Raw genomic sequence first — 19648 nt, 5'->3', positions numbered from 1 at the left:
GGTCAGCCTCCCGACTGGCGGCGGGCCGAGCGCAGCGTCACCCAGTCGGTGACCGCGATCAGCGGGATCGCGAGCAGCACGAACAGCACGCCCGCCACGATGTACGGCGTGTAGTTGAACGTCTGGGCGGTGGCGATCTGGGCGGCCCGGACCGCGTCGATCGGGCCGGCGAGCGAGACCAGCCCGACGTCCTTCTGCAGGGCCACCACGTCGTTGAGCAGCGGTGGCGCCACCCGGCGGACCGCCTGCGGCAGCACCACGTGCCGCATCGTCTGCCGGTAGGTCAGGCCCAGCGACCGGGCCGCCGCGAGTTGGCTGGGGTGCACCGACTCGATGCCGGCCCGGAACACCTCGGCGAGGTAGCCGCCGTAGGTGAGCACCAGCGCCAGCCCGCCCAGCACCAGCACCGACGGCATGCCCCGCAGCCGCAGCCCGGGTACGCCGAGGGTGAGCAGGTAGAGCACGATGATCAGTGGTAGGCCCCGGAACGTGTACGTGTAGCCGGCGGCCAGCGCCCGTACCGGAAAGAAGATCGGGCCGCGCAGCGTCCGCAGCACGGCGATCACCAGCCCCAACAGCAGCGCGCCGGCCGCGCAGCAGACCAGCAGCCGTACGTTGAGCCAGAGCCCGTCCAGCACGGTCGGCAGCGCGTCGGCGGCGATCTTCGGGTCCAGGAACGACTCCCGTACCCGGTCCCAGCCCGGCGCGCCGGTCACCGCGACGACCAGCAACGTGCCGAGCGCCGCCGTGGAGGAGGCCGCGACCAGCACGCTGTAGACGGTCTGTCGCCGCCGGTACGCCGTTCGCCGCGCCTGGGCCGGCGAGGGGGTGTGCTCCCGTGGCGCTAGGGCGGGGGTGGTTTCCCGCGGCGTCACGTCAGCTCGGCCGCGCCCGCCACCTGCGCGAGCCACTTCTGCTCCAGCTCCTTGAGCGTGCCGGCCTCGCTGAGCTGACCGACGGCTCCGCTCACACAGCGGGTCAGCGGCGAGTTCTTGTCCAGCAGCAGCCCGAACACCTCCGGCACGCCGACCCGTGGCAGCTGGCCGACGATCACCGCGTCGGTGACCTCCGCGCCGGTGATGTAGAAGGCCGTCGGCAGGTCCACCACGAGACCGTCGATCTGCCCGTTCTGCAGGGCCTTCTTGGCGTCGTCGTTGCTGTTGTAGACCTGCGGCTTCGCGGTGGGCTTGATGACGTCGGTGATCGCCTGGTAGCTGGTCGTGCCTACCTGGGCCCCGAGCTTGGCGCCCTTCAGGTCGGCCACGGTCTTCTTGCCGGCGATCTTCGACGACTTGAGCGCGATGACCGTCTGCCGCACCAGGTAGTACGGCGCGGAGAAGTCCACCGCCTGCTTGCGCTCGTCGGTGACCGAGAACTGGTTGATGTCGAAGTCGAAGGTCTTCTCCCCGGGCGCGATCGCGGTGTCGAACTTCACCCGCGTCCAGGCGACGTCCGCCCGCGCGTAGCCCAGCTTCTCGGCCACGGCGTACGCGACGGCGGCCTCGAAGCCCTCGCCGTTCTCCGGCTTGTCCTGCCGGAACCACGGCTCGTACGCCGGCTGGTCGGTGGCGATGGTGAGCTTGCCCGGCGTACGGGTGGGCAGGCTGTCCTTGACGCAGGACGGCGCGGCGGTGACGGTGGGGGTCGGTTCGTCCTGCGGCGCGCAGGCGGTGACGGCGCCGACGACGGCGCCGACGAGGGTGAGCGCGAGAAGACGTGAGCGGCTGGCCATGGCGGACAGCGTAAAGCTCCACGGCCATCGATCGAAGATCTTCCCACCGGGACGATAGGGAATTGTCCGCCTGCTGGGTTCGGCCGGACCCGGACGTCCGGTGGTGGCCCGGCGGCTGGAAGAATCGTTCCCCGTGAAGACGTTCGAGGAGTTGTTCGCCGAGCTGCAGGCCAAGGCCGCCGCCGGCACCCCGGGCTCGGGCACCGTCGCCGCTCTGGACAAGGGCGTGCACTTCATCGGCAAGAAGGTCGTCGAGGAGGCGGCCGAGTCGTGGATGGCCGCCGAGCACGAGGGGCCGCAGCGCACCGCCGAGGAGATCTCCCAACTGCTCTACCAGGTCCAGGTGCTGATGCTCGCCAGCGGTCTCGAGCTCAAGGACGTCTACCGACATCTGTGAGTGCGCCCCGTCGTTGATCAGACCCGATCGAAGGAGCACTCCGTCATGCTGCGTGTCGCCATCCCCAACAAGGGCACCCTGGCCGATCCGGCCGCCCAGATGCTGCGCGAGGCGGGCTACCGCCAGCGCACCGATCCCAAGGACCTCGTCTGCCGGGACGAGGCCAACGACGTCGAATTCTTCTACCTGCGTCCCAAGGACATCGCCACCTACGTCGGCTCCGGTGATCTCGACCTCGGCATCACCGGCCGTGACCTGCTGATCGACTCGGCCGCGCCCGCCGAGGAGGTCGTCGACCTCGCCTTCGGGCGGGCCACCTTCCGGTTCGCCGCCCGCCCGGACGACATCGACTCCGTCCAGGAGTTGGGCGGGCACAAGATCGCCACCGCGTACCCGGGGCTGGTGGAGCGGCACCTCGATGAGGCGGGCGTCAAGGCCGAGGTGATCCGCCTCGACGGCGCCGTGGAGAACGCCGTACGCCTCGGGGTGGCCGACGTGATCGCGGACGTGGTGGAGACCGGAGCGACGCTGCGTCAGGCGGGCCTCGTCGTGTTCGGCGAGCCGCTGCTGCGATCGTCGGCGGTGCTGGTGCGACGTGCCGGCGCGCCGGCCCACACGCAGGCCGAGCAGCTCCTCCGTCGCCTGCACGGCGTGCTGGTGGCCCGGCGTTACGTGATGCTCGCCTACGACGTGCCGGCCGGTCTGCTGGACCGGGCCAGCGGGTTGACCCCCGGCATCGAGTCGCCCACGGTCTCGCCGTTGCACCGCGAGGGCTGGGTGGCCGTGCAGGCCATGGTGCTCAGCGACGACGTGCACCGGATCATGGACGAGCTGTACGACCTGGGTGCCCGCGCCATCCTGGTCACCAACATCCACGCCTGCCGCCTCTGACGGGTATTGATCCACCCGAGATCGCGGAAGTGGGGGTGTCCGCTCGCGCGGGTCACCCCCACTTCGCTGACCTCGGGTGGATCACGGGCGGCGCCTCGGCGGGTGATGCGCGGGTGGGGCGGACGTGAGTGGCAGACTGGGGGAGTGAGTGACACCGAGCTGGTCCGCCTCAAGCCCCGCCGCATCCGGGTGGTGTGCTGGTCCGCGGCGATCGTGCTGGTGGTGGTGTTCGCCCTGGTCGCCACCTCGCTGAGCGGGCCGACCGGCGACGGGTACGGCAGCTTCCAGCGCGGTGACCAGATCGCCATGATCGGCCTCGGCATCTTCGGGGCACTGGGCTTCCTGCTGTTCACCCGCCCGCGCATCGAAGCGGACGAGCGGCGCATCCGGGTGCGTAACGTGATCAGCTCCTACGAGCTGCCCTGGGAGGTCGTCCGGGGTGTCCGCTTCGATCGCGGGGCGCCCTGGGCCAGCCTGGAACTGCACGACGACGACCTGCTGCCGTTGATCGCGCTCCAGGCGGCCGACAAGGAGTTGGCCGTCGACGGCGTGCGCGCCCTGCGCCGGCTGCACGAAGCCCACCTGACCCGCTTGGCGGAACGCGCCGTCGGCACCTGAACCACCCACCCCGCACGCAAGCCACGGCACTCCCGCCCTGCCCCCCGACGCCCCCCACGCCTCCCACGCCAGCGCGAAGCTGACTCAGCGCGGTGATCAAGAGGTTTGCGTCACGGGGCACGGCGTGTCGTGACGCAAACCTCTTGATCACCCCGCACCCCGCGCCCCGCGCCCCGCGCCCCGCGCCCCGCGCCCCGCGCGCGCCGGACGGTGCCTGCGCCAGCCGGGGTGTCCGGTTTGGGGGTGGGCGGGGCGGCGGTGTAGTGTTGTCGAGTCGACCAGGCTGTCTCCGCATGCGAGCAGACAGCCTCGAAAGCGGAGCGCCTGCTCCCACCCGAGTCGCCGCTACGGTGGCCGGGTCCGGTCACCGGTTCCGGGCATGTCCCGGTCCCGGATGCGCGATCCTGTGATCGTGCCGACCGGTCGAGCGGGCCCTGGCATGCGCCAGGGCCTTCTGTTTTCCAAGTCGGGTCCCTCCCGGGAGCCGCAGGGGTCGGCACCTGAGCAGAAACGACTCGAGGAGGCCCCATCAGCGTCGAACCACGCGTGAACGAGCAGATCCGGGCACGTGAGGTCCGACTGGTCGGCCCAGAGGGTGAGCAGGTGGGCATCGTCCCGCTGGAGCGCGCCCTTCAGCTGGCCGCGGACGTCGATCTGGACCTGGTCGAGGTTGCGCCGATGGCGCGCCCGCCGGTGTGCAAGCTCATGGACTTCGGCAAGTTCAAGTACGAGAGCGCACTCAAGGCGCGCGAAGCGCGGCGTAACCAGCAGCAGACCGTCATCAAGGAAATGAAGCTTCGGCCGAAGATCGACCCGCACGACTACGAGACCAAGAAGGGTCACGTGGTGCGGTTCCTCAAGGCGGGCGACAAGGTCAAGGTGACGATCATGTTCCGCGGTCGCGAGCAGAGCCGCCCGGAGCTGGGTTACCGGCTCCTGCGCCGGCTCGAGTCCGAGATCACGGATCTGGGATACGTCGAAGCCGCTCCCAAGCAGGACGGCCGAAACATGATCATGGTTCTCGCTCCGCACCGGGCCGTCAAGGCTTCCGCGGTCGCCGCCACGGCGTCGCGCGGTGGTCCTCGGGACCGGGTCGGGGACGAGTCCGCCGCTCCGGCAGCCGATGAGACCGCGGCGGTCGGCGAGACCGCAGCAGCCGGCGACACCGGCACCGCCGCCACCAGCGGCGAGTAACAGGGGAGAAGACGTTCCACATGCCGAAGATGAAGAGCCACACGGGTATGGGTAAGCGGGTCAAGCTGACCGGCAAGGGCAAGGTCGTTGCCCAGCAGGCCGGCCTGCGCCACAACCTGGAGAAGAAGCCCTCCACCCAGACCCGCCGGCTGACCGGCACGGTCGTGCTGGCCAAGGCCGACGTCAAGCGCATCAAGAAGCTGCTCGGCCGCTGACGCGCGCCACCTTTACGTAAGAAGGAGTTGAGATGGCACGCGTCAAGCGGGCTGTGAACGCCCAGAAGAAGCGTCGTACCCTGCTGGAGACCGCGAGTGGTTACCGCGGCCAGCGCTCCCGGCTGTACCGCAAGGCCAAGGAGCAGGTGCTGCACTCGATGCAGTACGCCTACCGGGACCGTCGTGACCGCAAGGGCGACTTCCGGCAGCTGTGGATCCAGCGGATCAACGCGGGCGCCCGGGCCAACGGGATGACCTACAACCGCCTGATCCAGGGCCTGCGTCTGGCCGGCATCGAGGTCGACCGCAAGATCCTGGCCGACATGGCCGTCAACGACGCCGCCTCGTTCGCGGCGATCGTCGAGCTGGCTCGGGCTGCGGTCACGGCCGAGGGCACCGGCGGCGCGGCGGCTCAGGCCGCCTGATCCCCACGCACCAGAGAGAGGCGTCTCCCGCGTCGGCACCGCCGTCCGGGGGGCGCCTCGATCGTGCCGAAGGAGCAAACCCCATGGCCTTCACCCCCCGTACCCCCAGGGTTGTCGCCGCCCGCCGCCTGCAACGCCGCCGGGACCGCGACGCCGCCGGCCGGTTCCTGGCCGAGGGCCCGCAGGCGGTCCGCGAGGCCCTGGCGCGGTCGGGGGTGGTCACCGAGCTTTTTGGTACGACCACCGCGCTGGATCGGCACCCGGAGCTGGCCGCCACGGCGGCCCGGGCCGACGTGCCGGTCTCCGAGGTGACCGACGACGCCCTCGCGGCCCTGGCCGAGACGGTCGCCCCGCAGGGGCTCGTCGCTGTCTGCCGGCACCTGGACGTGCCGCTGGAGCAGGCCCTGGCGGGTACGCCCCGGCTGGTGGCGGTGCTCGCCGAGATCCGCGACCCGGGTAACGCCGGCACCGTGCTGCGCACCGCCGACGCGGCCGGCGCGAGCGCGGTGATCTTCGCCGGCGACGCCGTCGACCCGTACAACGGCAAGTGTGTCCGCGCCTCCGCCGGCAGCCTGTTCCACGTCGACGTGGTGCGCGCGCCCGATCCGGTCGCGGTGGTCGACGCGCTGCGCGCCGCCGGGCTGTCGATCTTCGCCACCACCGGGTACGGCGACAGCGACCTGGATGATCTGACCGACTACGGCCGGCTCGTCGGGCCCACCGCCTGGCTGTTCGGTTCCGAGGCGCACGGGCTGCCCGAGGCGTTGACCGCTGCCGCCGACGCCCGGGTGCGGGTGCCGCTGTACGGGCGCGCCGAGAGCCTCAACCTGGCTGCCGCGGCGGCCGTCTGCCTGTACGCTTCAGCGAGAGCACAGCGCTGAGGGTGTCCACACCCGGCGCGACTGACAGCAGGGGAGAGCGTCCGTCCATGAACGCGCCACGGCGTTCGTTTAGCCAGCCCGCCGGTGTCGGCGGGCGGCGGGCCTGACCTGCTCCCTGCGCAACTCCTACCGGCGGGCTGCGGCGCAGCCGCGCGTCCGTAGACTCGCTTCGCCGCCCCGATGACGGGCTGGCGCCGCCGTGAGGGAGTGCCCGTACGCCATGAGCTACCGCAACGATCCGTACGACCCGAAGCAGGTCGCCCTGCTCGACCCGGCCGCCCTGGCCGAGGCCGTCGCCGACGCCACGAAGGCGTTCGACGACGCCGCCGACCCGGACGCGTTGACCGCGCTGCGCCCCGCGCACCTCGGTGACCGGTCTCCGGTGTCCCTCGCGCGCCGGGAGATCGGCGCGTTGCCGCCGGCCGCGAAGTCCGACGCCGGCAAGCGGGTCAACGAGGCCCGCCGGGCGATCGAGACCGCGTACGCCGAGCGCGCCGAGGTGGTGGAGCGCGAGCAGGCCGCGCGGGTGCTCGTGGAGGAGCGGGTGGACGTCACATTGCCGTACGCCCGGCGTCCTCGTGGTGCCCGGCACCCGCTGAGCACGCTGATGGAGTCGATCAGCGACCTCTTCGTCGGGATGGGTTACGAGGTGGCCGAGGGCCCCGAGGTCGACCTGGAGTGGGTCAACTTCGACGCGTTGAACATCCCCGCCGACCACCCGGCGCGCGGGCTGATGGACACCTTCCACATCGCATCCCCTGATGGGTCCGCGGGCTCCGGGCTTGTTTTACGAACGCACACGTCGACGGTGCAGACCCGCACCATGCTCAGCCGCAAGCCACCGATCTACGTGATCGTGCCCGGCCGGGTCTACCGCACCGACGAGATCGACGCCACCCACAGCCCGGTGTTCCACCAGGCCGAAGGCCTGGTGGTCGACAAGGGCATCACGATGGCGCACCTGCGGGGCACCCTCGACCACTTCGCGCGGGCGATGTTCGGCCCGGAGGCGAAGACCCGGTGGCGGCCGCACTACTTCCCGTTCACCGAGCCGTCGGCGGAGTTCGACGTGTGGTTCCCGGAGCACCGCGACGGTCCGCAGTGGGTCGAGTGGGGTGGCTGCGGGATGGTCAACCCCCGGGTGCTGCGCGCCTGCGGGGTCGACCCGGAGGTCTACTCCGGCTTCGCCTTCGGCATGGGCATCGACCGGACCCTGATGGTCCGGCACGGGGTCAGCGACATCCGCCATCTCTTCGAGGGCGACGTGCGGTTCAGCCGCGCGCTCGGGACCGGGGCGTAGGGCGATGCGGGTACGAGACACGGGAACGGTGGTCTGAAGTCATGCGAGTTTCTGTCAGTTGGCTGCGGGAGTACGTCGACCTCCCCGCCGACCTGCCCACCGGCGATCTGGAGCAGGCTCTGGTCGACCTCGGTATCGAGGTCGAGTCCGTGCAGGACCTGCGCGCGAGCGTCACCGGTCAGCTCGTCGTCGGCGAGGTACGCGAGATCGAGGAGCTGACCGGCTTCAAGAAGCCGATCCGGTTCTGCCGGGTGGACGTGGGCGCCGCCAACGGCACCGGCGAGCCGCAGGAGATCGTCTGCGGGGCGCGCAACTTCGCCGTCGGCGACCGGGTCGTAGTGATCCTGCCCGGCGGCGTGCTGCCCGGCGGGTTCGCGATCGGCGCGCGCAAGACGTACGGGCACAACTCGGCCGGCATGATCTGCTCGGCCAGGGAGCTGGGCCTGGGCGACGACCACTCGGGCATCATCGTGCTGCCGCCGGAGGTGACCGCCAAGCCGGGTGACGACGCACGGTCCGTCGTGGGCCTCGACGACGTCGTGTTCGAGCTGGAGATCACCCCGGACCGGGGGTACGCGCTGAGCCTGCGCGGCCTGGCCCGGGAGCTGTCGCACGCGTTCGACGTGCCGCTGCGCGACCCGGGGATGGCGCCCGCGCCGGGCGGTACGCCGACGCCGGCGTACCCGGTCGAGGTCCGCGACACGGTCGGCTGTGACCGGTACGCCGCCCGCCTGGTGCGGGGCGTCGACCCGGCCGCGCCCACGCCGTCGTGGATGGCCCAGCGGCTCGTCACCGCCGGCATCCGCAGCATCTCGCTGCCCGTCGACATCACCAACTACGTGATGTTGGAGCTGGGCCAGCCGATGCACGCCTTCGACGCCGACCGGATCGCCGGCCCGCTGGTGGTCCGCCGTGCCGAGGCGGGGGAGAAGCTGACCACCCTGGACGGTGTCAGCCGGGTGCTCACCGCCGACGACATGGTCATCTGCGACGACACTGGCCCGATCTCGCTCGCGGCGGTGATGGGCGGCGAGACCAGCGAGGTCGACACCGGAAAGACCACAAACGTGCTTTTCGAGGCCGCCCACTGGGACCCGGCCATGGTCGGGCGCACGGCCCGCCGGCACAAGCTGTTCAGCGAGGCCGCGAAGCGCTGGGAGCGGGGCGTCGACCCGGCGGTGCCGCTGGTCGCGCTGGAGCGGGCCGTGCGGCTGCTCACCGAGCACGGTGGCGGCGCTCCGAGCGCCGAGATCCTGGACATCGACCACGTCCGGCCGCGTACGCCCATCACCCTGCCGGCGGACCTGCCGACCCGGCGGGTCGGCGTCGAGTACCCGCCCGCGCGGGTCGTCGCCCTGCTGGAGCAGGTGGGCTGCACGGTCGCGCAGGGCGCGGACCGGCTCTCCGAGGACCCGGGCGCGGTCGGCACGGCCAGCGGCGCCGGGTCGGCGCTGAGCGTCACCCCGCCGAGCTGGCGGCCCGACCTGACCGACCCGGCCGACCTGGTCGAGGAGGTCGTCCGCCTCGACGGGTACGACAAGGTGCCGTCGGTGCTGCCGACCGCGCCGCCCGGGAACGGCCTGACCCCGCGCCAGCGTCGCCGCCGGGCCGTCGCATGGTCGCTGGCCGAGCGGGGGTACGTGGAGGTGCTCGCGCACCCCTTCGTCTCCCCGGAGCTGGCCGACCAGCTCGGACTGCCGGCCGACGACCCGCGCCGACCCGCGGTGCGCCTCGCCAACCCGCTGTCCGAGGAGGAGCCGCTGCTGCGCACCACGCTGCTCGGCCCGCTGCTCGGCATCCTCAAGCGCAACCTCGGCCGGGGTCACCGCGACCTCGCCCTCTACGAGATCGGCGCGGTCTTCCACCCGCGCCCCGACGCCGGCAGCCCGCCGGCGATGGGCGTGGACCGGCGACCCACCGACGAGGAGTTCGCCGCCGCCGACGCGGTCGTGCCGGCCCAACCGGTGCACGTCGCGGCGGTACTCGCCGGTGACCTGGACCCGGCCGGCTGGTGGGGCGCGGGCCGCCCGGCCGGGTGGGCCGACGCCATCGAGGCGGCCCGGGACGTGCTGGCCGCCGCCGGCATCCCCGACGAGCGGGTCGAGGTACGGGCCGCCGAGCACGCGCCGTGGCACCCGGGCCGCTGCGCCGAGCTGCGGGTCGACGACACCGTCGTCGGATACGCCGGTGAGCTGCACCCGGCGGCGGTGGCGGCCCTGGAACTGCCCCGCCGCACCTGCGCCATGGAGCTGGACCTGGACGTGCTGCCGCCGGTGCCGGTGGTTCCCGCGCCGACAGTGTCCGGGTTCCCGCCGGCGTTGATCGACGTGGCGTTGGTGCTGGACGAGTCGGTCCCGGCCGAACAGGTGCGTCGGGCGCTGGAGGCGGGCGCCGGCGAGCTGTTGGAGGACGTGCGACTGTTCGACGTGTACTCCGGCGCGCAGCTCGGCGAGGGTCGCCGGTCGCTGGCGTACAAGCTGACGTTCCGCGCCCCGGACCGGACGCTGACCGTCGAGGAGGCGCTGGCCGCCCGGGACGCGGCGGTCGCCGTCGCGGCCGAGCGCTTCGGCGCGACCCTGCGCGGCGCGTAGCCTGTCCACGCACCAACGAGCAAGGCCCTGCCCTGGTGGTTCCCGCCGGGTCAGGGCCTTCTTCGGGTACGTCTCTCGGGTACGCCTGTGGTGCGGGGTCGCTCGGCGGGTGCTCGGAAATCGTTGGGCCCGGGTGTCGTCCTCGGCAGGTCAGTCGACCCGGAGTGAGTGGGCGATCGCGTCGGCGTCGGCCGGGTCGTCCGCGACCGCGATGACGACCATCCGTTGGTCGGCGATCACCACCACCCGCCGCGACCGGCCGTCCGGTAACACGTCCCCGCCCCGGCGCACGGGGTGGCCGGCCGCGTCGCCCTGTTCGGTGGCGATCGCCGCCACCGGATCGCGGGCGAGGTCCCTGGAACGTCTCACCTCCGCGTAATCGACGGAGGGCTCCGGCGTCAGCGCGCAGCCGGCGACGACGTCGAGGTCGACGATGTACGTGTCCCGGACCGGCGTACCGCACTTGACGGCGTTGCGGGGCCACTGCGCCGGCACCGAGATCCGTACGCCCTCGCTGGCGACCTCCTGCTTGCCGGATGGGTTCTCGCCGGGCGCAGCAGTGCGCCCGCAGGCGCCGACGCCGGACACCGCCGCCACCGCGACGGCGACGAGCACGATCGGCGGCCTCCTGCGGCCGTTCAGGTCGAGGTTCATGCTCGGCCCTTCTTCGCGTGGCCGCCCCAGCAGCACGGACCCGGGGTGGGCCCGAAGCATGCTGCCTGAACCTGCCCCACCTGCGTGCCGATGAGCCGGCCGGCCACTAACGCCATCAGCTACTCCAGGTTACTTCCCGTGATCGACCGGGTTCGCAGGCAGACTGTCGACCACCGGCCTTCATCACCATGCAGTAGGCTGTATTAACTTGCAGGAAACAATCACTCTTGCTAGTCTCCTCTGCATAGTCATGCGGAGGTGGGTATGGGAATTCGAGTCGCGGTCGCGGGCGCGAGCGGGTACGCGGGCGGTGAGCTGCTGCGTCTGGTCGCCGGGCACCCGGAGTTCGAGCTGGTCGCCGCCACCGCGCACCGCCAGGCCGGGCACCGCGTCGACGTGGCGCATCCGCAGCTCACCGGGCTCGACCTGGTGTTCGGCGAGACCGACCCGTCGATCCTCGCCGACGCCGACCTGGTCTTCCTGGCGCTGCCGCACGGCGAGTCGGCGGCCCTCGCGGCCCAGCTCCCGCCCGAGGTGCGCGTCGTCGACCTGGGCGCCGACCACCGGCTCGCCGACCCGTACGCCTGGGCGCAGTACTACGGCGGCACGCACGCCGGCCAGTGGACGTACGGCCTGCCCGAGCTGTCCGGCCAGCGGGAGATGATCGCGGGCTCCACCCGGGTCGCGAACACCGGTTGCTACGCCGCCGCGATCACCCTCGCGCTCGCGCCGCTGATCGCCGACGGCGCGGCCAACCCCGCCGACGTGGTCGTGGTCGCCGCCTCGGGCACCTCCGGCGCGGGCCGGGCGGCGAAGCCGCACCTGCTCGGCAGCGAGGTGATGGGCGACCTGTCGCCGTACCGGGTCGGCACCCACCAGCACGTGCCCGAGATCAAGCAGGCCTCCGGGGCGACCGGCCTATCGTTCACCCCGGTCCTCGCGCCGATGCCACGCGGCATCCTCGCCACGGTCACCGCCGTGCCGGCCCGCGGCGTCGACCCGCAGGAGGTGCTGACGCGGGCGTACGCCGACGCGCCGTTCGTGCACGTGCTGCCGGAGGGGAGGTGGCCGCACACGGCGGCCACGCTGGGCTCCAACTCGTGTCATCTGCAGGCCACCGTCGACGTCGACTCGGGTCGGCTGATCGTGGTCAGCGCCCTGGACAACCTCGGCAAGGGCGCCGCCGGCCAGGCCGTGCAGAACGCCAACCTGATGCTCGGCCTGCCGGAGACGACGGGCCTGTCGATCTGGGGAGTCAGCCCGTGAACGCGAGGAGTGCAGCGCGGCCCAGTCCCGCAGTCGCGAACGGGAGGGGAGTCGCGTGAGTGTCACCACCCCTCGGGGGTTCCGGGCCGCTGGAGTGACCGCCGGACTGAAGGCCAGCGGTGGCCCGGACGTCGCGCTGGTGGTCAACGACGGCCCGGACGCCGGTGTCGCCGGTGTCTTCACCACCAACCGGGTCAAGGCCGCGCCGGTGCTCTGGAGCCAGCAGGTCGTGCAGGGCGGCGTGGTCCGCGCGGTGGTGCTCAACTCCGGTGGCGCGAACGCCTGCACCGGCCCGGCCGGTTTCCAGGACACGCACGCCACGGCCGAGCACACCGCCTCGGCGCTGAGCGCGGTCAGCCCGCGGCTGCTCCTCGGGGCCGGCGAGGTGGCGGTCTGCTCCACCGGGTTGATCGGTGAGCGGTTGCCGATGGACAAGCTGCTGCCGGGCGTCCGTACCGCCATCCGGCAGTTGTCGCGTGACGGCGGCCTGGCCGCCGCCGAGGCCATCATGACCACCGACACCCGGCCGAAGACCACGGTGGCCCGGGGCAGTGGATGGACGGTCGGCGGCATGGCCAAGGGCTCCGGCATGCTCGCGCCGGGCATGGCCACCATGCTCTGCGTGCTCACCACCGACGCGGTGGCGGGGCCGGCGGTCCTGGACGAGGCGCTACGCGCCGCGGCCCGGGTGACGTTCGACCGGGTCGATTCCGACGGCTGCATGTCCACCAATGACACGGTGCTGCTGTTGTCCAGCGGCGCCAGCGGCATCGAGCCGACCCCGGCCGAGTTGGCCGCCGCGGTCACCACGGCCTGCCACGACCTGGCGCAGCAGCTCATCGCCGACGCGGAGGGCGCCACCAAGCAGGTCGCCATCGACGTCGTGGGGGCCGCGACCGAGGACGACGCGGTCGAGGTGGGCCGCTCGGTCGCTCGCAGCAACCTGGTCAAGACCGCCCTGTTCGGCAACGACCCGAACTGGGGTCGGATCCTCGCCTCGGTCGGCACCACCACGGCCGCCTTCGAGCCGGACAAGGTGGACGTGGCCGTCAACGGGGTCTGGCTGTGCCGGGGCGGCGCGGTGGCCGAGGACCGTTCGACGGCCGACCTCAGCGCGCGGGACGTCAGCATCCGGATCGACCTGCGCGCGGGCGATTCGACGGCCACCATCTGGACCAACGACCTGTCCCACGCGTACGTGCACGAGAACTCGGCGTACTCGACATGAATCTCAGCAGTGATCTCACCCGTGCGCAGGTGAAGGCGGAGACGCTGATCGAGGCGCTGCCCTGGCTGGCGCGTTTCTCCGGCTCCACGGTCGTCGTCAAGTACGGCGGCAACGCCATGACCGAGCCGGAGTTGCAGCGGGCGTTCGCGGCCGACATGGTGTTCCTGCGGTACGCCGGTCTGAAGCCCGTGGTGGTGCACGGCGGCGGTCCGCAGATCTCGGCCATGCTGGGCCGGCTCGGCATCGAGAGCGAGTTCCGGGGCGGTCTGCGGGTGACGACCGCCGAGGCGATGGACGTGGTCCGGATGGTGCTCGTCGGGCAGGTCGGGCGGGAGCTGGTCGGGCTGATCAACTCGTACGGCCCGTACGCCGTCGGCCTCTCCGGCGAGGACGCGCGGCTGTTCACGGCGGTGCGCCGCCCGGCGTACGTGGACGGGCTGCCGGTCGACGTGGGCCAGGTGGGCGACGTCGAGTCGGTGGACACCTCGGCGGTGACCGACCTGATCGACGCCGGCCGGATCCCGGTGATCTCGACGGTCGCGCCGGACGTCGACGGTGTCCTGCACAACCTCAACGCGGACACCGCCGCCGCCGCGCTCGCCGTCGCCCTACGGGCCCGCAAGCTGGTCGTCCTCACCGATGTGGCCGGCCTGTACGCCGACTGGCCGGACACCAACAGCCTGGTCTCCGTGATCACCGCGGACGACCTGGCCAAGCTGCTGCCCCGCCTGGAGTCGGGGATGGTACCGAAGATGGAGGCCTGCCTGCGGGCCGTGCGCGGGGGCGTGCCGGCCGCGCACGTGGTCGACGGCCGGGTGGCGCACTCCACGTTGCTCGAGGTGTTCACGTCGGAAGGGTTCGGAACGATGGTGGTGCCGCAGGACGGGACGGACGGGGCATGAGCAGTCTGGTGCGACGGTGGACGCAGTCCATGATGGACAACTACGGAACGCCGCCGCTGGCGCTGGTCTCCGGCGCGGGCGCCGTGGTGGTCGACGAGGCGGGCCGCGAGTACGTGGACCTGGTGGGCGGGATCGCGGTGAACGCTCTCGGTCACGCCCATCCGGCGGTGGTGGCCGCCGTGTCGAAGCAGGTGGCCACGCTGGGGCACGTCTCCAACCTCTTCGTCGCCGAGCCGCCGGTAGCTCTCGCGGAGCTGCTGCTGGCGCTCGCCGGCAGCCGAGCCGGCCGGGTCTTCTTCGCCAACTCCGGCGCGGAGGCGAACGAGACCGCCTTCAAGCTGTCCCGGCGCACCGGGCGCAGCCACGTGGTCGCCACCAACGGCGGCTTTCACGGTCGCACCATGGGCGCCCTCGCCCTGACCGGTCAGCCCGCCAAGGCGGACCCGTTCCGGCCGTTGCCCGGCGAGGTGACCCACGTCGACTACGGCGACGTGAGCGCCCTGGAGGCGGCGGTCACCGACGCCACCGCAATGGTGATCCTGGAGCCCATCCAGGGTGAGAACGGCGTGGTCGTACCGCCGACCGGCTACCTGACGGCGGCCCGGCGGATCACCGCCCGGCACGGGGCGCTGCTGGTGCTCGACGAGGTGCAGACCGGCATCGGCCGTACCGGGCACTGGTTCGCCCACCAGGCCGAGGGCGTGGAGCCCGACGTGGTGACCCTGGCCAAGGGCCTGGGTGGTGGGCTGCCGCTGGGCGCGACGCTCGCCTTCGGCCGGGCCGCCGACCTGCTCACCCCCGGCTCGCACGGTACGACCTTCGGCGGCAACCCGGTGAGCTGCGCCGCCGCGCTCGCCGTGGTGGCTACCATCGCCAACGAAGGGCTGCTCGACCACGTCAAGCGCGTCGGCGAACGGCTGCGTCGGGGCATCGAGGCGCTGGACCACCCGCTCGTCGCGGGCGTACGCGGGGCCGGGTTGCTGCTCGGCGTGGTGCTCACCGCGCCGGTGTCGACGGTCCTGGCCGAGGCGCTGCGGGAGGCCGGCTTCCTGACCAACCCGGTGCAGCCGGGCGTACTCCGCCTCGCCCCGCCGTTGATCCTCACCACCGAGCAGGTCGACGCGTTCCTCGCCGCGCTCCCGGCGGCCCTGGACGCGACGGCCCCGGCGGCGGCCGGCACGAGCGCTTCCGCGACCACCGAATCCTCCACCCAGCCCACCACGACGGGGACGACCGCATGATCCGGCACTTCCTGCGCGACGACGACCTCTCGCCCGCCGAACAGTCGAGCGTGCTCGACCTGGCGGCCCGGATGAAGGCCGATCGGTTCGGCCACCAACCGCTGGCCGGCCCCCGCTCGGTGGCGGTGCTCTTCGACAAGCAGAGTCTGCGGACGCGGATCTCGTTCGACGTCGGCATCGCCGAGCTGGGCGGCCATCCGCTGGTCGTGGACACCCAGGTCACTCACTTCGGCCGGGGCGAGACGCTCGCCGACGCGGGCCGGGTGCTGTCCCGCTACGTCGCGGCGATCGTGCTGCGTACCCACGGCGACGACCGGATCGCCGAGGTCGCCGGCGGCGCTACCGTCCCGGTGGTCAACGCGCTCACCGACGGGTTCCACCCCTGCCAGCTGCTGGCCGACCTGCTGACCATCCGGGAGCGGTGCGGCGGCACGTCCGGCCGGACCCTGGCCTATGTGGGCGACGGCGCGAACAACATGGCGCAGTCGTACCTGCTGGCCGGGGCCATGGCCGGGATGCACGTGCGGATCGCCGGCCCGGCGGGGTTCGCGCCGGACGAGGACGTGGTGCGGCGGGCCGCCGAGATCGCGGCCGGGACCGGCGGGTCGGTACGGGTGCTGACCGACCCGGCGCAGGCGGCCCGCGACGCCGACGTGCTGGCCACCGACACCTGGACCTCGATGGGTCAGGAGGCCGACGGTTTGGACCGCATCACCCCGTTCCTGCCGTACCAGGTCAACAAGGAGCTGCTCGACCACGCCGCGCCGGACGCGATCGTGCTGCACTGCCTGCCGGCGCACCGGGGCGAGGAGATCACCGACGAGGTGCTCGACGGTCCGCAGAGCGCGGTGTTCGACCAGGCGGAGAACCGGCTGCACGCCCAGAAGGCGCTGCTGGCGTTCCTGCTCGCGGCCTCCGGGGAGCGACGATGACCGCCCCCTTGACCCGCGCCGCCCGGCACGCCCGGATCGTCGAGCTGATCCGGGACCGGCCCGTACGCTCGCAGACCGAACTGGCCGACCTGCTCGCCGCCGACGGCGTCGGGGTCACCCAGGCGACCCTCTCGCGCGACCTGGAGGAGTTGGGCGCGGTCAAGGTGCGCGGCGGCGACGGTCCGGCCGTCTACCTGATCCCCGAGGACGGGAAACGGCCGCTGCGCGACGCCGAGGCCGCCCCGGCCCGGCTGGTGCGCCTGCTGCGCGAGCTGCTCAACGGGGTGGACGCCAGCGGCAACATCGCGGTGCTGCGTACCCCGCCGGGTGCGGCCCAGTACCTGGCCAGCGCGTTGGACCGGGCGGGCCTGCCCGAGGTCGTCGGCACCATCGCCGGCGACGACACCATTCTCGTCGTGGCCCGTGAGACCGTCGGTGGGGCCGCGCTCGGCGACAAGCTCGCCGGTTGGTCCCGCCGGGAAGACAGCGTCGAAGGGGACAGCGCACCGTGACCGCGCACAGGTGGAGCACGCCGAGCCGGATGGCTGCGGCCCGTGCCGCCCGGATGGGTGGCTGACGAACATGGGGACCACAATGGGCGGCGTGGACGACAAGACCCTCACCGAGAACAGCGCCGGCACCAACCGGACGAGCCTGTGGGGTGGCCGGTTCGCCGGTGGCCCCGCCGAGGCGCTCGCCCGGCTGTCGGTGAGCGTGCAGTTCGACTGGCGGCTGGCCCCGTACGACATCGCGGGTTCCCGGGCGCACGCCCGGGTCCTGGCCGGCGCCGGCCTGCTCGACCCGGAGGAGCTGGGCCGCATCCTGGCGGCCCTGGACGACCTGGAGGCGGCCTGCGCGTCGGGGGCGTTCCGGCCCACCGTCGACGACGAGGACGTGCACACCGCGCTGGAACGGGGGCTGCTGGAGCGTCTGGGGAGCCTCGGCGGCAAGCTGCGTGCCGGTCGGTCCCGCAACGACCAGGTCGCCACCGACCTGCGGCTCTACCTGCGGGACCACGCGCGGGGTGTGGCCAGCCGCGTCGTCGAGCTGGCCGAGGCGCTCGTCGAGCAGGCCGAGCGGCACGTCGACACGGCCGCGCCCGGTATGACCCACCTCCAGCACGCCCAGCCGGTCACCTTCGGGCACTGGTTGCTGGCCCACGTGCAGCCGCTGCTGCGCGACCTGGAGCGGCTGCGCGACTGGGACCACCGGGCGGCGATCAGCCCGCTCGGCGCGGGCGCGCTCGCCGGGTCGGGGCTTCCGCTGGACCCGGTGGCGGTCGCCAAGGAGCTGGGTTTCCGCACGTCGTTCGCCAACTCGATGGACGCGGTCGCCGACCGGGACTTCGTGGCCGAGTTCCTCTTCACCACCGCGCTGATCGGGGTGCACCTGTCCCGCCTGGGCGAGGAGGTGGTGCTGTGGACGTCGCACGAGTTCGGCTGGGTAGAGCTGGACGACGCGTTCGCGACCGGTTCGTCGATCATGCCGCAGAAGAAGAACGCGGACATCGCCGAGCTGGCCCGGGGCAAGTCCGGCCGGTTGGTCGGCGGCCTGATGACGGTGCTGACCATGCTCAAGGGCCTGCCCATGACGTACGACCGGGACATGCAGGAGGACAAGGAGCCCGCGTTCGACGCCGTCGACACCCTGGAGCTGCTGCTCCCGGCCCTGGCCGGGATGATCTCGACGATGACCGTCCGGGTGGACCGGCTCGTCGCGGCCGCGCCGGTGGGCTTCTCCCTCGCCACCGAGGTCGCCGACTGGCTGGTCCGGCGCAACGTGCCGTTCCGTGACGCGCACGAGATCACCGGTCGGTTGGTGGCGCTCTGCGCGGCCCGCGAGTGCGAGCTGGAGGACGTCTCCGACGCCGACCTGGCCGCCGTCAGCGAGCACCTCGACCCGTCCGTGCGTGACGTGCTCTCGGTGCGCTCGGCCCTCGCGGCCCGCACCACCCCCGGCTCGACCGGCCCCGGTCCGGTCGCCGACCAGCTCGCCGCCGCGGCGGACCGGCTGGCCGGCTGGCGGGAGTGGGCCACCGAGCGGGTCGTACCCCGCTGACGCCAGGCGTGGCGTCGGCGCGGGCCGCCGGCGCCACGGTGGTTCAGGCCGTCGGGCGCTCCCGCTTCGGGAGCTTGGCCACCACCATGTCGTACGACGAGTCGACCGCCTCGGTCAGCTCGTCGGTGTCGATCCCGCCGTCGAGGCGCAGCGTGTTCCAGCCGGACCGGCCGATGTACGGCATCGGGCGCGCGTCGGCGGGGTGGCGGTGCAGCCACTCGTCGGCGATCTCGCGGGTCGCGCCGCACTTCACGCCGACGGTGGGCGCCGCGACGCCGTTGCCGAGGAACGCGAAGATCCGGCTGCCCACCTTCACCACCTCGTCGTCCTCCCACGGCCGGTCCAGCCACGCTCCCGGCTTGGCCAGGCAGTACGACAACATCTCCGCACGTTCCACAAACCCCTCCTAGTCATAACCCCGCCCCCCGCCCCGCGCCCCGCGCTCGCACATCGCGCCGATCTTGCAGTTTGTGTTGTCGATACGCGACCGATCTCCCGTTCTGTCGGGACAGAAAGTGCAAGATCGGCGCGGGGGTCAGGGGGTTTGGTCCGTGGAGCGGGCCGCTACCCGTTCGTAGCGTTGGCGGGCGGCCTGTGCGCTGCCCAGCCCCAGCCCGTACGCGATGGACTGCCAGGTCAGGCCCCGGTCGCGGGCGAGGGTGAGCAGTCCCGCCTCCAGGGCGTCCAGCTCGGCGCGTACGTGTGGCAGCAGGGTCAGGGCGGCCGTCAGGTCGGCGGCGTCGACCGGCTCCTCGGCGGGCTCCCGCTCGGCGCCGCCGGCGGCGAGCGCGGTGACCAGGGCGACCGCCTCCCACGGGTCCAGCACGTGCGGGTGGGCCCAGCGCCCCCGCCGCGCGTCGGAGCCGGCGTGCCGCTCGCTGATCCGTTGCAGCGCCTCGTAGGTGCGGTGGGCGCGCGCCCGACCCGGGTCGGGCGCCGTGAAGAGGTCCGAGGTGGTCATGTACCGAGCACACCCCATCAACGAGCTGTTGTCAACGGTCTGTTGAAGCGTGGGGGGCCCCGAAAACCGGGCCCCCCCCCCCCCCCGAGAGCCGCCCGGGGGAACCGGGGGGGGGCGTGGTGGGGTTTGACACGGCGTGGCGCGCGTTACCCGGGACCCCAC

At 72.5% G+C, this 19648-nt stretch carries 21 protein-coding genes; 16 read left to right on the top strand and 5 right to left on the bottom strand.

Translation table 11 applies throughout. The features are described 5' to 3' along the window. Positions 1-2: 2 nt before the first annotated feature. Positions 3-875: an amino acid ABC transporter permease gene (locus tag ACIBTX_RS06335; protein WP_357133393.1), complete on the bottom strand. Its 873-nt coding sequence runs from the start codon at positions 873-875 to the stop codon at positions 3-5. Next, positions 872-1732: an ABC transporter substrate-binding protein gene (locus ACIBTX_RS06330; protein WP_357133391.1), complete on the bottom strand. Its 861-nt coding sequence runs from the start codon at positions 1730-1732 to the stop codon at positions 872-874. The genes ACIBTX_RS06335 and ACIBTX_RS06330 overlap by 4 nt, the downstream gene beginning before the upstream one ends. A gap of 133 nt (positions 1733-1865) precedes the next feature. Between ACIBTX_RS06330 and ACIBTX_RS06325 the strand changes: the two genes are divergently transcribed. The 9 genes from ACIBTX_RS06325 (at position 1866) to pheT (ending at position 10244) form a co-directional block, all read left to right on the top strand. Next, the gene (locus ACIBTX_RS06325) at positions 1866-2129 is read left to right on the top strand and encodes a phosphoribosyl-ATP diphosphatase (RefSeq protein WP_089016570.1); all 264 of its coding nucleotides are present in this window, start codon (positions 1866-1868) and stop codon (positions 2127-2129) included. Between the two features lie 45 nt (positions 2130-2174). Continuing rightward, on the top strand, positions 2175-3020 hold the full coding sequence (gene hisG / locus ACIBTX_RS06320) for an ATP phosphoribosyltransferase (RefSeq protein WP_396832143.1): 846 nt from the start codon (positions 2175-2177) through the stop codon (positions 3018-3020). 144 nt (positions 3021-3164) lie between these two features. Beyond that, positions 3165-3638: a PH domain-containing protein gene (locus ACIBTX_RS06315; RefSeq protein WP_357133387.1), complete on the top strand. Its 474-nt coding sequence runs from the start codon at positions 3165-3167 to the stop codon at positions 3636-3638. A gap of 546 nt (positions 3639-4184) precedes the next feature. Then, complete coding sequence (gene infC / locus ACIBTX_RS06310; protein ID WP_355053109.1) at positions 4185-4832, top strand: translation initiation factor IF-3; 648 nt, start codon at positions 4185-4187, stop codon at positions 4830-4832. Positions 4833-4852: 20 nt separating this feature from the next. Further along, the gene (gene rpmI / locus ACIBTX_RS06305; RefSeq protein WP_355053110.1) at positions 4853-5047 is read left to right on the top strand and encodes a 50S ribosomal protein L35; all 195 of its coding nucleotides are present in this window, start codon (positions 4853-4855) and stop codon (positions 5045-5047) included. A gap of 32 nt (positions 5048-5079) precedes the next feature. Continuing rightward, entirely contained in the window at positions 5080-5472 is a 393-nt protein-coding gene (gene rplT / locus ACIBTX_RS06300; protein WP_007458417.1) for a 50S ribosomal protein L20, read from the top strand. An 83-nt stretch (positions 5473-5555) separates the two neighbouring features. Beyond that, entirely contained in the window at positions 5556-6353 is a 798-nt protein-coding gene (locus tag ACIBTX_RS06295) for a TrmH family RNA methyltransferase (RefSeq protein ID WP_396832142.1), read from the top strand. 220 nt (positions 6354-6573) lie between these two features. Further along, positions 6574-7653, top strand: coding sequence for a phenylalanine--tRNA ligase subunit alpha (gene pheS, locus ACIBTX_RS06290; protein WP_357134722.1), 1080 nt, complete (start codon positions 6574-6576; stop codon positions 7651-7653). A gap of 41 nt (positions 7654-7694) precedes the next feature. Further along, positions 7695-10244, top strand: a complete 2550-nt coding sequence (gene pheT / locus ACIBTX_RS06285) for a phenylalanine--tRNA ligase subunit beta (RefSeq protein WP_357134721.1) — start codon at positions 7695-7697, stop codon at positions 10242-10244. 150 nt (positions 10245-10394) lie between these two features. Here the strand turns inward: pheT and ACIBTX_RS06280 are convergent, their stop codons facing one another. After that, entirely contained in the window at positions 10395-10898 is a 504-nt protein-coding gene (locus ACIBTX_RS06280; protein WP_357134720.1) for a hypothetical protein, read from the bottom strand. 264 nt (positions 10899-11162) lie between these two features. On the opposite strand from ACIBTX_RS06280, the gene argC reads away from it, so the two are divergent. The 7 genes from argC (at position 11163) to argH (ending at position 18525) form a co-directional block, all read left to right on the top strand. Then, positions 11163-12164 (top strand): N-acetyl-gamma-glutamyl-phosphate reductase, encoded by a 1002-nt coding sequence (gene argC / locus ACIBTX_RS06275; RefSeq protein ID WP_396832141.1) that lies wholly within the window; start codon positions 11163-11165, stop codon positions 12162-12164. A gap of 55 nt (positions 12165-12219) precedes the next feature. Beyond that, entirely contained in the window at positions 12220-13392 is a 1173-nt protein-coding gene (argJ, locus tag ACIBTX_RS06270) for a bifunctional glutamate N-acetyltransferase/amino-acid acetyltransferase ArgJ (protein WP_357398041.1), read from the top strand. After that, positions 13389-14294: an acetylglutamate kinase gene (gene argB / locus ACIBTX_RS06265; RefSeq protein ID WP_396832140.1), complete on the top strand. Its 906-nt coding sequence runs from the start codon at positions 13389-13391 to the stop codon at positions 14292-14294. The genes argJ and argB overlap by 4 nt, the downstream gene beginning before the upstream one ends. Then, positions 14291-15535, top strand: coding sequence for an acetylornithine transaminase (locus ACIBTX_RS06260; RefSeq protein WP_396832139.1), 1245 nt, complete (start codon positions 14291-14293; stop codon positions 15533-15535). Before argB ends, ACIBTX_RS06260 begins: the two co-directional genes overlap by 4 nt. After that, complete coding sequence (argF, locus tag ACIBTX_RS06255) at positions 15532-16467, top strand: ornithine carbamoyltransferase (protein WP_357134710.1); 936 nt, start codon at positions 15532-15534, stop codon at positions 16465-16467. The genes ACIBTX_RS06260 and argF overlap by 4 nt, the downstream gene beginning before the upstream one ends. Beyond that, entirely contained in the window at positions 16464-16979 is a 516-nt protein-coding gene (locus ACIBTX_RS06250) for an arginine repressor (protein ID WP_357134708.1), read from the top strand. Before argF ends, ACIBTX_RS06250 begins: the two co-directional genes overlap by 4 nt. 82 nt (positions 16980-17061) lie before the next feature. Next, a complete protein-coding gene (gene argH / locus ACIBTX_RS06245) occupies positions 17062-18525 on the top strand; it encodes an argininosuccinate lyase (protein ID WP_357134728.1) in 1464 nt (487 codons plus the stop codon). Positions 18526-18568: 43 nt separating this feature from the next. Here the strand turns inward: argH and ACIBTX_RS06240 are convergent, their stop codons facing one another. Continuing rightward, on the bottom strand, positions 18569-18922 hold the full coding sequence (locus tag ACIBTX_RS06240; RefSeq protein ID WP_357134706.1) for an MmcQ/YjbR family DNA-binding protein: 354 nt from the start codon (positions 18920-18922) through the stop codon (positions 18569-18571). A gap of 138 nt (positions 18923-19060) precedes the next feature. Further along, positions 19061-19486, bottom strand: coding sequence for a DNA-binding protein (locus tag ACIBTX_RS06235; protein WP_357134704.1), 426 nt, complete (start codon positions 19484-19486; stop codon positions 19061-19063). Positions 19487-19648 lie beyond the last annotated feature (162 nt).

The sequence above is a fragment of the Micromonospora sp. NPDC049359 genome, from assembly GCF_044466585.1.
Taxonomy (GTDB): Bacteria; Actinomycetota; Actinomycetes; order Mycobacteriales; family Micromonosporaceae; genus Micromonospora.
The sequence above is the reverse complement of the archived record's forward strand: the minus strand, read 5'-3'. Positions and strand labels throughout refer to the sequence as shown.

Excerpts from the sequence above, each read along its gene's own strand:
- ACIBTX_RS06250 (WP_357134708.1), top strand. The coding sequence starts at position 16,464 with ATGACCGCCCCCTTGACCCGCGCCGCCCGGCACGCCCGGATCGTCGAG.
- ACIBTX_RS06260 (WP_396832139.1), top strand. The coding sequence starts at position 14,291 with ATGAGCAGTCTGGTGCGACGGTGGACGCAGTCCATGATGGACAACTAC.
- ACIBTX_RS06280 (WP_357134720.1), bottom strand. The coding sequence starts at position 10,898 with ATGAACCTCGACCTGAACGGCCGCAGGAGGCCGCCGATCGTGCTCGTC.
- argB (WP_396832140.1), top strand. The coding sequence starts at position 13,389 with ATGAATCTCAGCAGTGATCTCACCCGTGCGCAGGTGAAGGCGGAGACG.
- ACIBTX_RS06295 (WP_396832142.1), top strand. The coding sequence starts at position 5,556 with ATGGCCTTCACCCCCCGTACCCCCAGGGTTGTCGCCGCCCGCCGCCTG.
- ACIBTX_RS06330 (WP_357133391.1), bottom strand. The coding sequence starts at position 1,732 with ATGGCCAGCCGCTCACGTCTTCTCGCGCTCACCCTCGTCGGCGCCGTC.
- argC (WP_396832141.1), top strand. The coding sequence starts at position 11,163 with ATGGGAATTCGAGTCGCGGTCGCGGGCGCGAGCGGGTACGCGGGCGGT.
- rpmI (WP_355053110.1), top strand. The coding sequence starts at position 4,853 with ATGCCGAAGATGAAGAGCCACACGGGTATGGGTAAGCGGGTCAAGCTG.
- hisG (WP_396832143.1), top strand. The coding sequence starts at position 2,175 with ATGCTGCGTGTCGCCATCCCCAACAAGGGCACCCTGGCCGATCCGGCC.
- pheT (WP_357134721.1), top strand. The coding sequence starts at position 7,695 with ATGCGAGTTTCTGTCAGTTGGCTGCGGGAGTACGTCGACCTCCCCGCC.
- pheS (WP_357134722.1), top strand. The coding sequence starts at position 6,574 with ATGAGCTACCGCAACGATCCGTACGACCCGAAGCAGGTCGCCCTGCTC.
- argF (WP_357134710.1), top strand. The coding sequence starts at position 15,532 with ATGATCCGGCACTTCCTGCGCGACGACGACCTCTCGCCCGCCGAACAG.
- argH (WP_357134728.1), top strand. The coding sequence starts at position 17,062 with ATGGGCGGCGTGGACGACAAGACCCTCACCGAGAACAGCGCCGGCACC.
- rplT (WP_007458417.1), top strand. The coding sequence starts at position 5,080 with ATGGCACGCGTCAAGCGGGCTGTGAACGCCCAGAAGAAGCGTCGTACC.
- ACIBTX_RS06235 (WP_357134704.1), bottom strand. The coding sequence starts at position 19,486 with ATGACCACCTCGGACCTCTTCACGGCGCCCGACCCGGGTCGGGCGCGC.